This is a genomic window from Chryseobacterium turcicum, from assembly GCF_021010565.1.
Taxonomy (GTDB): domain Bacteria; phylum Bacteroidota; class Bacteroidia; order Flavobacteriales; family Weeksellaceae; genus Chryseobacterium; species Chryseobacterium turcicum.
The window spans coordinates 84,133-96,862 of sequence record NZ_JAJNAY010000003.1; the positions used below are offsets into that span (position 1 = coordinate 84,133).

At 32.7% G+C, this 12,730-nt stretch carries 12 protein-coding genes; 8 read left to right on the top strand and 4 right to left on the bottom strand.

Annotated elements, in window-relative coordinates; translation table 11 throughout:
- Positions 1-712 precede the first annotated feature (712 nt).
- The 4 genes from LO744_RS20155 to LO744_RS20170 are packed head-to-tail and all read right to left on the bottom strand — an operon-like array spanning position 713 to position 4,524.
- A complete protein-coding gene (locus tag LO744_RS20155) occupies positions 713-1,729 on the bottom strand; it encodes a replication initiation protein (RefSeq protein WP_230672625.1) in 1,017 nt (338 codons plus the stop codon).
- A complete protein-coding gene (locus LO744_RS20160) occupies positions 1,722-2,966 on the bottom strand; it encodes a toprim domain-containing protein (RefSeq protein ID WP_230672627.1) in 1,245 nt (414 codons plus the stop codon). Before LO744_RS20160 ends, LO744_RS20155 begins: the two co-directional genes overlap by 8 nt.
- Entirely contained in the window at positions 2,967-3,761 is a 795-nt protein-coding gene (locus LO744_RS20165) for a hypothetical protein (protein WP_230672629.1), read from the bottom strand.
- Positions 3,742-4,524, bottom strand: coding sequence for a ParA family protein (locus LO744_RS20170; protein ID WP_230672631.1), 783 nt, complete (start codon positions 4,522-4,524; stop codon positions 3,742-3,744). The genes LO744_RS20165 and LO744_RS20170 overlap by 20 nt, the downstream gene beginning before the upstream one ends.
- A gap of 661 nt (positions 4,525-5,185) precedes the next feature.
- Here LO744_RS20170 and LO744_RS20175 point away from each other — a divergent pair.
- From LO744_RS20175 to LO744_RS20210, 8 genes are all read left to right on the top strand, one after another.
- A complete protein-coding gene (locus tag LO744_RS20175; RefSeq protein WP_230672633.1) occupies positions 5,186-5,755 on the top strand; it encodes a GNAT family N-acetyltransferase in 570 nt (189 codons plus the stop codon).
- Positions 5,748-6,647, top strand: coding sequence for a helix-turn-helix domain-containing protein (locus LO744_RS20180; protein WP_230672635.1), 900 nt, complete (start codon positions 5,748-5,750; stop codon positions 6,645-6,647). Before LO744_RS20175 ends, LO744_RS20180 begins: the two co-directional genes overlap by 8 nt.
- Positions 6,648-6,831: 184 nt before the next feature.
- Entirely contained in the window at positions 6,832-8,475 is a 1,644-nt protein-coding gene (locus LO744_RS20185) for a type IV secretory system conjugative DNA transfer family protein (RefSeq protein WP_230672637.1), read from the top strand.
- Positions 8,476-8,481: 6 nt separating this feature from the next.
- Positions 8,482-8,775: a hypothetical protein gene (locus LO744_RS20190; RefSeq protein WP_230672638.1), complete on the top strand. Its 294-nt coding sequence runs from the start codon at positions 8,482-8,484 to the stop codon at positions 8,773-8,775.
- A complete protein-coding gene (locus LO744_RS20195; protein WP_230672640.1) occupies positions 8,775-9,041 on the top strand; it encodes a hypothetical protein in 267 nt (88 codons plus the stop codon). The genes LO744_RS20190 and LO744_RS20195 overlap by 1 nt, the downstream gene beginning before the upstream one ends.
- Positions 9,031-11,442, top strand: coding sequence for a TraG family conjugative transposon ATPase (locus tag LO744_RS20200; protein WP_230672642.1), 2,412 nt, complete (start codon positions 9,031-9,033; stop codon positions 11,440-11,442). Before LO744_RS20195 ends, LO744_RS20200 begins: the two co-directional genes overlap by 11 nt.
- Positions 11,443-11,446: 4 nt before the next feature.
- On the top strand, positions 11,447-11,929 hold the full coding sequence (locus tag LO744_RS20205) for a hypothetical protein (RefSeq protein ID WP_230672644.1): 483 nt from the start codon (positions 11,447-11,449) through the stop codon (positions 11,927-11,929).
- Positions 11,929-12,729, top strand: a complete 801-nt coding sequence (locus tag LO744_RS20210; RefSeq protein WP_230672646.1) for a hypothetical protein — start codon at positions 11,929-11,931, stop codon at positions 12,727-12,729. Before LO744_RS20205 ends, LO744_RS20210 begins: the two co-directional genes overlap by 1 nt.
- Position 12,730 lies beyond the last annotated feature (1 nt).

Consider the following 12,730-nt stretch of genomic DNA (forward strand, 5'->3'; position numbering starts at 1 on the left):
GAACTGTAATTACATTAGCGAAAATCTCTTTATACACTTTTAATCTCATCAAAATTGGCAAAAACTGGATATTGTCTCCGTACTAGATTACCATGTAATAAGATTTTTTTATATTAAATAAAAAGACCATTAAACGCACTATTTTCTACTGTAACTAATTTAAAAAGATAAAATTATATTCATAACGTATTAGATTACCAAATAGTTAAATATAATATACTAAATAAAATACTTACACACAATAATTTATTTTATATATTTATATAAATCTAGGATTTTTGCAATTAATTTGTATCAAATATCAAAATAAGTCAATTACGGAGTCATTATCTACTTTCTACAAAATATTATGAACTCTCAAACAGGCGGAGACATTATCCGGTTTTGTGAAGAAAAATTTAAATAAAAATAAAATTACAACACATTGAAAATAAGACTAATAAATATTTAATTTCCCCTTATTTTTACTAACATTTATTATTTTTTTTATAAAATTAGAAATGTTTATTATTTTAATATAATTAAGGGTTCAATTCGAAAAAAGCGTATTCCTTTTATTTAAAGTATCTTACAGCGTTTTAACTCTTAAATTTACGGAGACAATATCCTGCTTTACGGAAACAATATCCAAAATAACGGAGACATTATCTTTTTTAACGGAGACAATATCCAAGATATAGGAAACATTATCCGTAAATACGGAGACATTATCCTAAATGGTTTCTATCAATGCAAAAACAGCTTTAATGTAGGCTTCTCCTTTCACATCTACATCAATCTTACGTTTTAAATGTTTTGATAATTCCTGATAGCCTCTTACTTCGTACAGTTTTCTCATTATGCGCACCTGCTGATCGTCGAGTGCACGCTGTCTCTTCAGATACTTTAATGCTCTATCTATCTGTAATTCATCCAGTGTAGGGAATTTTTGGTCTATTCCTACTGCATTTTGAGTGTCGTAAATAATAAAATGATAATGTCCTTCTTTGTAAGAATAATTGAAACTGATATCATTAAAATTATCCAAATCTGCTTTTACACGAACAAGAAAATCCCTTTCAAAGCGGTAATTGCCTTCATATTTAGTTACCGGGATAGAAAGCTCCTTCAAAAGTTGAGTGTATTCTTTAATCACTCCTCCATTCTTGTTGAACTTCACCAACCACATTAAAAACCTCAAAGTATTGCTGGTTGATGTATTGAATGACAAATCTTTTTTAATGGAGTAATACTGGCTCATATTAAGCATGTGCTGCATTACGGCCTTATCCATCTTAAAGAATATTTGTTTCTTGTTCCAACTTGGTTCAAGGATGAAAGGAACTGCTTTATATCCATTAATGGTTTCATCTTTAAGGCGTAACCAATTGATATTAGTCATGTTAACCAATGCTTCCTGAATAGCAGAGTTTTTCATTTTACGCTGAGGATTGATGTCTGCAATGGAAACTGCAAAATCTACAACGCCCTGGTGAGCCCAGCCTTCGAAATAGTCATCAAAAGTCAATTGCTTATCTGTAGCAGTATTTAAAGAAGATTTTGGAGTAATAAACATCGCCTGATCATCTTTCACTGCAGAAAGAATCATCGTAATAATACGCTGCTCAATGATAGACGTTTCCTGAGAAATAAGCACTTCCCGGAAATCATTTGAAATCAAAACTTTTTTTCGCTGTTTTGAAGTTAGTGTTTCTCTTTTCATGGGTGACTGACCATCTTTTTTACTCATTTGAAAGGCTTTTTTGTTGAATGAGATCTTCGTTGAAGTCCTTATTGAAAGGCTGATGAATACGCACAAACTCGTCAAGCCTCCAAATCTTTAACAGCAAACCTACGAAAAATTGAATGGAATCTTTGGTATTGCCAATAATGAAAATGAACTTAGCACTATTTTGGGATAATGTCTCCGTATAGTATGTCATTTCCAAATCTTTATCTCTGAAATTTGTGGGAATATACTCTAGCCTGCGGAAAAACTGTTTTAAAATATTAAAGTTTTTATGTTCCACGGAGACAATATCCAAAATTATTGTCTCGGTTGTTTTTCTTACCTGTTGAATCTCCTTGATAAATGCTGAAACGATGTTCAAGTTGAAATATACTCCGGAAATATCATTATCATTGCCTAAAACCAGCTTATCAAAGCTATTAGAGGTAAAGTATTCTTTAATGTTTTGCGCTTTACTGAAACTTAGCTCTCCGTTGGAAGAACAATACTGCGTATTTGCCGGGTTAAAAATTTCAGCATAGCTCATTGCATCAAAAACACTTTCAAAAACGGATAATGTCTCCGTGACTTCCGGTTTTTCAGAAAACGTAAATCCAATTGAATTTTTTGAATTTACATCAAACCATTTTTTGTTAAAATAATCTCCTTTTCCCGTAAAAACTCTGTGTATACCAACCACGTCGCCACTTATATCTTTCACAAAGTAAGATAAACTGGTTGTATTATCTTTCCTGTAAGTAAATAATGTATTTTGAAAAACTCCAGAGAGTATAGTATCTCGATTGAACTTACGGTACTGCTCCAAATACTCCCAATGAAGACTTATTTTTTGGATAATGTCTCCGTTAATCTGATAATGAGTCGGCTCGACCTCTTCAGAAACTTGAGCAAAATAGGTTTTTGATACTTTTATTCTACTATCATCATTACCCAATCCTAAAAACAAGCGCAGTTCTTGGTTGATTTCTCCCGGTAAAGCTGAAGTATTATTCAAAATTCTTTTTTTGATAAACTGGATAATGTCTCCGCTATCTTGATTCATAATCGAATAATACATCTTCACACCTGATCTTTCATGATGAAAAAAACGGATAATGTCTCCGTGATTTCCATTTTGATGAAGCACATACGCTTTTTTGCATTTATCAAAACTGTACAGGCTTCCCATTTTGAACAGAAAATACTGCTCAATATCCACTTCTCTTTTTACTCTTTCCCAGTCTAAAGTGTAACTCATTTAAGAATCTGATTTCGATTTTCTTCCTCTCAGTTTTTCGTCTTCTCTGATGTAATCTGGTCTCGATTGGATTTTGTCTCCGTATTTCTTCTTCAATTTTTGAATGCTTTCTTCCAAAAGATCCCAGTCTTTATAGTAAAGATCCCCACTTACCACTTTATTGTAAGTAACATCTTTTATAAAATCGAAATATTCTCCAGGAATGTAAACAGTAGTTGTTGTTCCATAAGCTTCATCTGAATTGCGCTTTCTACCGCCTTTCTTGTTTTTCTCCTGTTCACGGATAAAATCTGGTCTTGGAACAATATTTTTGTGAGTAGGAATTATCAAATCCATTGCTTCTACAAAAGCTTCAGATTGGTTGTAAAAAATTAACCTTTCCTCTGTTGCCTTGTAGAACACCAAATCTTTGAGAAACTCCAGAGAATCTGCTTTTAAAAAGATGGTAAAAGACCGTTTCGTCTGATTTACTGTAATTTGTTTCGCATAAGAGGTTTTATTGGTTTGAGCAGTCGCCAAAGCGGCTTTTGCTTCCAAAATTTCTTTTTTCACAGGTCTTTTCTTTTCAACAGGCCTCTTTATTTCATTTACCAAATCCTTTTCTACCTTCGGCGCCGTCTCTTCGACTTTCTCTACAACTTCTTTCGGCTCTTGTTTTTTAACCTCGTCAATAACTACTTCAACAGTTTCTTCATCTTTTACGGAGACAATATCCACTTTTTCATCTTCAGCAGGTTTTAACTCCTCTTCTTTTTGCTTTAAGGTTTTAAAGTTTTTAAACAGATTCGCTTTCATACTTCTTTATTTTAGATTTAATCTCTTTTACTAAATTCTTATAATCTTCCGCAGCTCTACTGCTGGAATTCACCTGGAAGATATTTTTCCCTTCCTGCTTTGCTTTCTCAATATTCATATCCTGTCGAATATATGTTTTAAAGAAATAGTCTTTCGCTTCCTCTTCTTGCTTAATCATTTCACTGTACTTCCTAAAATTAACCGTATTTGTAAGTACTTTGTTAAAGAAAAAACCTAAAAATTCAAGATTAGGATTATGCTTTTCTTTTATATTCATAAATGCAGGAAGCAAATTATCAATCCCGGCAAAAGAATATTGCTCAGCTTCAATAGGAGACATTACGTAATCCGATGCACACAGAGCCATTTCACCTAAAGTCAGTTTTTTCATCAAAGGACGTGGAGGACAATCTATGAGAACATAATCAAAGGGCATCTGCTCTAACAAGTTTGTTAAATTTGTTTTCAGCGTATCCCTGTTGTAACTCTCTTCTTCTTCCAGCAAAGCGTCGCCTGCAAGAATATACACATTAGAACTGCCATGGTGTTTCAGTCTGAATTCCCCGGTATTATCTAAAAAATTTTTCACTGTATACGGATAGTCATCTTCGATACCGTAACCCATTGAAAGATTTTTTTGACTATCGAAGTCAATTAAAAGCACATTTACTCCCTTTTTCTTAGACAATGCAGCTCCTACATGAATTGCGGTAGTAGTCTTCCCTACTCCTCCTTTTTGCGTAATAATTGAAATAATCGACATAAACAAATAGTATAGATATTTCAAATTTACACAATTAAACAATCATACACAATCATTAAAACAAATAATTATATTAAATAATGTATTGTATAACTTAATATATTTATCTAACTTATATATTTTAAAAACTTTTTACAATTTAAACATTTCATTCATTTAGAACATTTAAAAATACTTTCCTTATCTCAAAAATAAATTAAACTCTTTTTAATATAAAGAATATATTACTTTTACCAAATAGACTATTTATTGTATTTAATAAATTTTAAATATTAGCAAAAAATTATCTAATAATATATCAAATTAAGGAATATATGCAATGTTATATTTTATAGATTCACTAATTAATTACATTTCAATTTTTAGGATTAATAAAATAGTAAAAATATGAATATACATAATTAATACAATTTATACAATGTAATATTTTAATTATTTATATTGTTTTAAATATTTGAATACTAAGTTGGTACTTAAAAAATAAATTATTACTTTTACGGCATAGTTAGAATCGGCAGTTGTTAATCTTTGTAACAATCTGTAATGCCGATCTGGTTTGACTTTTCAGCAAACAGCTATTCAAAAAAAACTAAAATCCCAACAGTTTCTCTGGAAACAATAAACTATTATTTAGTCACACCAAAACTAAAGAAATATTATTATGATTATTGGTACTCACCAAGAAAGAGATATTGCAATTGATATTTTATGCAAATCTTTTTACAATGTTTTAATTCCAAATTCTATCAACTTTGTTGTAAATGAGAATGGAAATCGCTACAAAAAATTAAAAGCTTTAATGAGCTATCAAGTTGATTTGAGTCTTCTATATGGCAAAGTTTTTCTTAGTAATGACAGAAAAGGCGTTATATTATTTTTAGATAATCCTCCGCAAAGTTTAAAAAGATTCTACCTCGAATTGAAGTTAATCTTCAAATGCATTGGGATCAGCAACGTTTTTAAAGTATTGAAGCTTGAAAATCTGCTTAAAAAGAATCATCCGGAACACGAATACATCCATCTTTGGTTAATGGGAGTAATCCCTGAGATGCAGGGCAAAGGAGCAGGAAGCCAACTCCTCAATGAATCTTTGCAGCAATTTAGAGACGATTTTATTTTTGTTGAAACTACAACAACCGAAAATCTGAATTTTTACCAGAAAAACGGATTTGCAATATTCAACGAAACACACCAACTCGATTATCCACTATATTTTTTGAAAAATGTTTAGTACAGAAATCTATCTTTCAACTTTTATTTACATTTCACTGTTCACTACGTTACTCTTTATTGGCATAATTAATAGCATCCAGAAATGGAAAAAGCCAGATCGCAATTATTATTTAAAATATACCGCATTATGGGCTTCCGGATTAGTTTACAATTTGGTGGAAGGCTTACTTCCTGATCCGAACTTTTCTATTGCTATTATGCCTCAAAATATCGTAGCCTGGACAGTTGGCATTTCAGTCGCCTATCATTTTCTTGTCTTTATAAAAAAAGAATATCAAGTTGAATTTCACAAAAAAAATATACCTCTCAACACAGTGGGAATGGTTTCACTCCTTTTATTCGTTTTACTTTTTATTTTACCGTATACAATCACCAAATCAATTGATCAATCAAGGGTATTTTTTGTGTCTTTCTTTCTAATTGCCCTTTCGGTAGCTAATTTATTCTTCGTCAATCAACTTTACAAAAGAATAAAGGCAGAAGAAAATATTTATCTAAAAGTACATTCTTTTAATGGCATCATGGGGTTTTTAGGGCTCTTCTCTTTACCTTTTACAATCATTATATTTGGAGATAACCAATTCATTGAGCAAAGCTTTTTCTCTCTTGGTATTTTTTTCGTGACAGTAGATTATTTTTTTTACCACAAAAGAAAAGAGGAGTTCAAAAAAGCGATTTCATTTGAAAATTTAACCAACAGAGAAACCGAAATACTAAAAATGATATTGGAAAATCCAGAACTGAAATATGCTCAAATCAGTGATCAATTAAACATTTCCGAAAAAACACTTTCAACTCATCTTTCCAATATCTATAAAAAAACTGATCTTACCAGCAAAAAAGATATTGAAGAATTAAGTGAGGGCTTAAGAAGATCCATTGTTGCTTAAATAATGATTAAAATCCCCGATGAAGTTTAAATTTACCAACTAAACAAGCTGAAATAAAAATCATTCATTTTCAGCACATTGTAACAAATAAGGGTAAGCACTTACTAAAATAAGTCACTATTTAAGTATCCTTTTGTCTTTGTTTTTTTCTTGACCGCAATATGTTTGCAGCAAAGAAAAACGAATGCAAATTATTGATTTAAGCTTACGAAACTGGATGATTTTGATTACCACTTTAGGTTTTCTGTCATCTTTGGTCTATCTGCTTTTCAAATCAAAATCTTATTTTGCTACAGCATTTTTTACACTTAGTTATTTTTCATTTTTAGCTTTTGCTTACTGGAAAATTGATAGTTTAAAATTTATTATTTTCTATCAATTCTCTCCAAGCTTTTTTATTGGCTCAATAACTTTTCTTCTACTAAAGCCAGCTAAGACAGACCCGATTTGGGATGTGGAATTTAGCACCAACAAAGGCACTAAAATACTGAGAGGAGTTCAAAGAGGGGTTGCTGTTTTTGGTGCTGCAGGTTCGGGAAAAACAATTTCTGTGATCCACAATCTGATTCTACATTTTTCCAGAGAAAAATTTTCCGGAATCATTTATGATTTTAAAGACGGAGAATTGACCGAGTTAGCAATTCCAGCATTCGGAAATCAACTTAGAATTATCGCAATACATCAACCGGAAATAGGTTTCAGAGTCAATCCTATAGATCCACGGTTTTTAAACGGAGAAAAAGACGTCAATGAAATCGTTACGGTCATCATGGATAACCTAATCAACAGTGGAGTAGGGAAGGGCGATGACTTTTTTAAAGACAGTGCGTCATCACTTCTATCTAGTGTAATTCTAAAATTTTCATTCACTCATCCAGAATATTGCACATTACCACACATCATTAGCTTTATCCTCGGGATTGATTTTAGCAGTAAGTCTGAAACGCCAGCTTTAGGTGGTGAAGAAACTGAAAATAAATTCGGAAAACTAAAAGATTTTCTAACAGATAATGAACGGGTTGCTCTTCAAGGCTCAGCTTTTATCATGGGGCTTTCGTCTGAAAGACAGACGGCTTCAGTGATTTCTACTTTGGCCAACGCTCTCAGAAAGATCTCTTTTCCCGAAGCTTTTTGGGTCCTCAGTGGAAATGAAATTTCATTTGACATCAATTCAGAAAAAAATAACAGTGTCATATCTGTTATAAATGAACCTAAATCAAGTCGGTTTTTAAGTCCTATCAACGCCACAATCATCCATGCTATTACGAAGCAAATGATGGTGAGAGGGAGAAAGCCATCATTTCTTCTGCTTGATGAAGCTCCGACCATTAAACTTTTAAACATGGCACAAATTCCGGCGACCATGCGAAGCTTTGGAGTTGCTGTTGTGTACTGTGCTCAGGATATTGTACAGGGAACTGTACAATATGGCAGAGATGGATTTAAGGAAATCATTGCCAATCTTTCAACCCAGTTCTTTGGTAAATCTAATGACCCTGATACTTCAAAATTCTACGAATCTTTTTTTGAACTCATAAAGCAACAGACAAAATCTGTTTCTACAAAAGGAATGGTAAGTCTTTTCAGTACTGGTGAAACAAGTACAACTATAGGAGAAAAAGAAGTTTCAAAATTCCGGGCAAGTAGATTCAATTCTCTGAAAGTGGGAGAGTTTGCTTTTTTATCGGATGGAAATACCGACATCGTAAAATTTAAACCACCGAAAATCGAAAAAGGTAAAATACCGATAAGGAAGAAAATAACCCAGGAAATGCTGGAAAGAAATTTCAGCCAAATCATTGACGAAGCAAAACTATTAATTGATTAAAATATAATGAAAAGAATCTTAAAGAAAGCGTTTATCAGCTTGCTAATGCTACAAACATTAAATCTCTCTGCACAAAGTATCAATCTGAAAGGACCCGCCCAAAATCTAGCGAACGAACTGAAAGGCGTGTTTCCTTACATCGCAGTCTGCATTTTTATTGTGGTTATTCTATCCAATCTTGGTCATTTCGCAAGCCAAAATGGAGACTGGAAAAAAGGACTGACTAATATTGTGATTTTTGCTGCAGTTCTAGGAGCTATTGTAGGTCTTGTTTCTTACGTGGGAAATCTTCAGGTATAATGTCAGGAATTAGAAAAAATCTAAAAGGTTACAGGCAAAAACCAACTATTTATGGCCTCAATACAATTGGTTTTATTATTACTGCTACCATCACCGTCCTTTCACTACTCTCTTTTTTGAATGGAGTCTCTTTTCAAAAAATAATTGTAGTAGCTACAATAATAGGGAGTACATATCTGGTTTCACTAATGCTTTCTACCAACAAATCGATCAATGAATGGCTTTTCGATGAAACGCTACCTAAAGAATTCAGCAATGACGAATAAATTATTTTTATATGCAAACGAAAACAAAGTTGTGGGAACCAATGGTGTATTTGCAATGGGTTTCAAATTGGAACTGATTGAAAAATATGCCATGGGTGAGGAAGATTACGAAGCTGTAGATCAACTTTGGAATCAAACATTGAAGGATATGCCTTCAGGTTCAGTCTTCTTAAAACAGGATATTTTCACAGAACAAAAACTCGACACCGATGCTTATCCAGGAGAAAATTATCTGCAGAAGGCAACCAAGGAATACTTTAGAGGTAAGCCATTACTGAATCATCAATGTTTTGTGTTTCTCGTTCTTCCTCCGGGAAATATTTTAAATACCAATATCACGAATCCTTTTAAACGTTTAAACAGGAAGGTTTTTGGGAGTTTTGATGACAGAATCAATCAGTTTATAACAACTGTTGAACAAATCGTGAGTTTCTTAAATACCGGTAAAATCAATGCAGGAAAAGCTTTCACATTAAGCCCTTTCAGTAAGGAACAAATGCTTGAATATTATGATTTTTATTTTAATAATTTCCAGAATGACTGTACTGCAGATCGCATCTTGAAAGATGATTATTTACAAATTGGAAATAAAAAACTTGCCGCACTAAGTACAAAAGATGAAGAAAAAATGCCGGAGTCATTTAAAGATTTATATGTTGACAAGAACTTTTCAACGCCTAAATACAAGTTTTTTCAAAACATCGGTGATCTCTTTGGTTTTGAACTGAATTTTGATCACGTTTACAATCAGATTATTTGTTTCGAGGATAATCAGAAAGAACTTAATAAACTGAGAAATCGACTGGATTTACTTAAAAAATCTTCTTCCTTTGATCCTAATAATAAAGCTAATGCTAAAAAGCTTACGATTCTTACTGACCAAATTGCTGATGATATCGATTCTGAGAGAATCATCAAAGCGCATTTTAATATTCTTTTCTCTGCCGAAAATGAGGCGGATTTAAAAGTCAGGCGAAATTTAATTATTGAAAAGTTTAAAAGTGTAGATGTAAAACCACGACAAGCTATTGGGAATTTTCTAAACTCAATTTTCACCAATTCTTTTTATCTGTTTGCACACTGTCTTTCAGAAAAACAATTATTCTACGGAAATCTGAGCACCGCAACTCTATTCCTTAACAACTGTTCTCATTACAAAAATGACGAAAAAGGAATTCTTTTTAATTCAAGAATAGGAAATATTCCGGTGCTGGTTGATCAATGGGATGAAGAAAAGAGATATATGAATGCAAGAAACTTTATGATTTTTGCTCCTACTGGAGGTGGAAAATCATTTACTGCGAACCATATTCTTCGCCATGCTTACGAAGAAAATGCAAGAATAGTAATTATCGATCTGGGAGAATCTTACCGTAAGTTTTCAGCTCTGTATCCTGAAGACAGTGTTTTTGTGAGATATAAAGAAGGTAAACCTATAGGATTAAATCCTTTTGATTTGCAAGGTGATAATCTCAGTTCCCAAAAAACATTTGAACTTGCAGAAATCGTGTTAACGCATTATAAAAGAGATTCGCCTGCGACTGAGAACGAAAAAACTGCTTTGCGAAAAATCATTGAGGCTTATTATAGATCTGGGATTGAGAATCCAAGTCTTTTAAATTTTGTAACAGCAGTAAAAGACACAAAAGATCATATTCTGAATGATCTTAATATTCAATCAGATTTTTTCAACATTGAGGAGTTTCTATTCGCAATGAGCGAGTTTGAAAACGGAGGAATTTATGACTTTCTATACAAAACAGAGGACAATTCAGACCTAGATAGAATAAAAGACAAGAATCTCATTGTCTTTGAGCTGGATGAAGTTAAAGATAATCAACTTTTACTTTCAATAATGCTTCAATTGGTTTCTTCGGTTATTCAGGAAACTATCTGGAAAGATAAAAGCACGAAGGGTTATATTTTATTTGATGAAGTCGCAAAGCAGTTCAAATTTAAAGGTGTTTTTGAAAAAATTGAATATTTCTACCAAGCCGGCCGAAAGCAGAATGCTTCAATCGGCATTATTCTACAATCTATTTCACAACTACCTGACGAAGGAGAAAAAGGACAGATTGCAAAAACCATTATCGAAAATACTCAAGTTGTATATGTGCTGAACGCCAAAGATTACAGAGCATTACAATCCAGATTCGGGATGAGCGAGCACGCTTATCATCAGATGAGTTCTCTCAGTTCAAAATTTGAAGGAAACGAAAAATATTCTGAAGTTTTTATCATGCGTGGAAACCATCATCAGGTTTACCGACTAGTGGTACCAGAGAAAGTTTATTGGGCTTATCAAACCGAAGGTGCTAAGAATGAAGAGTTAATGACTATTTATTCACAAACTCAGAATATGGAAACTGCAATTAATCAATACATACAATCACAAAATTAAATTTATGAAGAAAATCTTATGTGCTATGGCACTTACCGCAAGTCTTTTTGCTTACAGCCAACTCGCTGTAACCGATGCAACTGCCAATTACACGATGTCTCAGCAATTGGTGAGCTCTGCAAAACAATTAAAAGAACTGCAGGGAACATATAAAGTCATGAAGTCTGGCTATGAAAAATACCAGAAATTGAATGGTTATGTTCAGCAAATGGGACATCTGCAGAATATTATTGCAAAACAAAATGAAGCCATCAAAAATGCTAAAAAGATTGTTGAAATCGCAAAGAGAAAAGAATTTGATGTAAGTGGAGTTACCAGAAGTCTACAGCAAATTTCAGGTTCTGTGAAAACTGTTCAGGCTCTTTTAAAAGAAGGTGTTTTCAAAATGGATGACAGCCAGAGGATAAATTTGCTGGAAAAAGAAACTGAAAAAGTTTCTTCAGCAAATACCGCAATCAAAATTAAACTGGTAAAAATGAGTTATTAATGGATTATTCTTGGTTAACAGATTTAAACAATCTCATTTCTTCCAACAACTTATTCTCCTATACCATTATCGGGGCAAAATCTTTAGCAATGGTTCTTTTACTGTTTAAGATATTCGGAAACTTTCTACAGACTGCCGAAAACCCTGAAATGCCCAAAATAGGTGGAATCATAAGTATTATTGGATACGGATTATTGATTATAGGAAGTGATTGGGTTGTTAATGTTATTGAAACAGTTTTCGCAAATATTGACATTAGTGTTGCAGATCAAAAACCACTGTATGACGACAGTGTGAAAAGATATCTCCTGCAACTTGATCAGTTGGCAGATGATATGGGACCGATCGATAAAATGTCGTATTACACCTCGCTGATGCCACTGTATCTAACTACAGGTCTAATGACATTCACACAGGAAATATTAGCTGTTTTAGATATTGCAGTAGTAGGAATGTATCTTATTCAAAGAGTTTTCCTTTTGCAGCTTTTCAAATTTATTTTTCCGTTTGCAATTGCTTTGTCTACCACAAAAGGTTTCGAAGAAATGTTTTCCCGCTGGATTAAAATCTACATCGGTCTTTTTGTTTTAGGAATTGCTTATGTCGCCATCATTGAATTTACATCAATCATTTACGGATTTATACAGGATAAAATAGGATTAGATTTTCATACGATAAACTACGATACAGATTTACGATATCTGTTTGCTTACACTATTGGAGCTTCACTTATTGCCTTCATGGTAAAGCTTGGTCTTTTTGCATTGGTCACAAAAGAAGTAAGAGGATATTTTAACTAAA

Excerpts from the sequence above, each read along its gene's own strand:
- LO744_RS20190 (WP_230672638.1), top strand. The coding sequence starts at position 8,482 with ATGAAAAGAATCTTAAAGAAAGCGTTTATCAGCTTGCTAATGCTACAA.
- LO744_RS20170 (WP_230672631.1), bottom strand. The coding sequence starts at position 4,524 with ATGTCGATTATTTCAATTATTACGCAAAAAGGAGGAGTAGGGAAGACT.
- LO744_RS20160 (WP_230672627.1), bottom strand. The coding sequence starts at position 2,966 with ATGAGTTACACTTTAGACTGGGAAAGAGTAAAAAGAGAAGTGGATATT.
- LO744_RS20175 (WP_230672633.1), top strand. The coding sequence starts at position 5,186 with ATGATTATTGGTACTCACCAAGAAAGAGATATTGCAATTGATATTTTA.
- LO744_RS20180 (WP_230672635.1), top strand. The coding sequence starts at position 5,748 with ATGTTTAGTACAGAAATCTATCTTTCAACTTTTATTTACATTTCACTG.
- LO744_RS20185 (WP_230672637.1), top strand. The coding sequence starts at position 6,832 with ATGCAAATTATTGATTTAAGCTTACGAAACTGGATGATTTTGATTACC.
- LO744_RS20205 (WP_230672644.1), top strand. The coding sequence starts at position 11,447 with ATGAAGAAAATCTTATGTGCTATGGCACTTACCGCAAGTCTTTTTGCT.
- LO744_RS20195 (WP_230672640.1), top strand. The coding sequence starts at position 8,775 with ATGTCAGGAATTAGAAAAAATCTAAAAGGTTACAGGCAAAAACCAACT.
- LO744_RS20200 (WP_230672642.1), top strand. The coding sequence starts at position 9,031 with ATGACGAATAAATTATTTTTATATGCAAACGAAAACAAAGTTGTGGGA.
- LO744_RS20165 (WP_230672629.1), bottom strand. The coding sequence starts at position 3,761 with ATGAAAGCGAATCTGTTTAAAAACTTTAAAACCTTAAAGCAAAAAGAA.
- LO744_RS20155 (WP_230672625.1), bottom strand. The coding sequence starts at position 1,729 with ATGAGTAAAAAAGATGGTCAGTCACCCATGAAAAGAGAAACACTAACT.
- LO744_RS20210 (WP_230672646.1), top strand. The coding sequence starts at position 11,929 with ATGGATTATTCTTGGTTAACAGATTTAAACAATCTCATTTCTTCCAAC.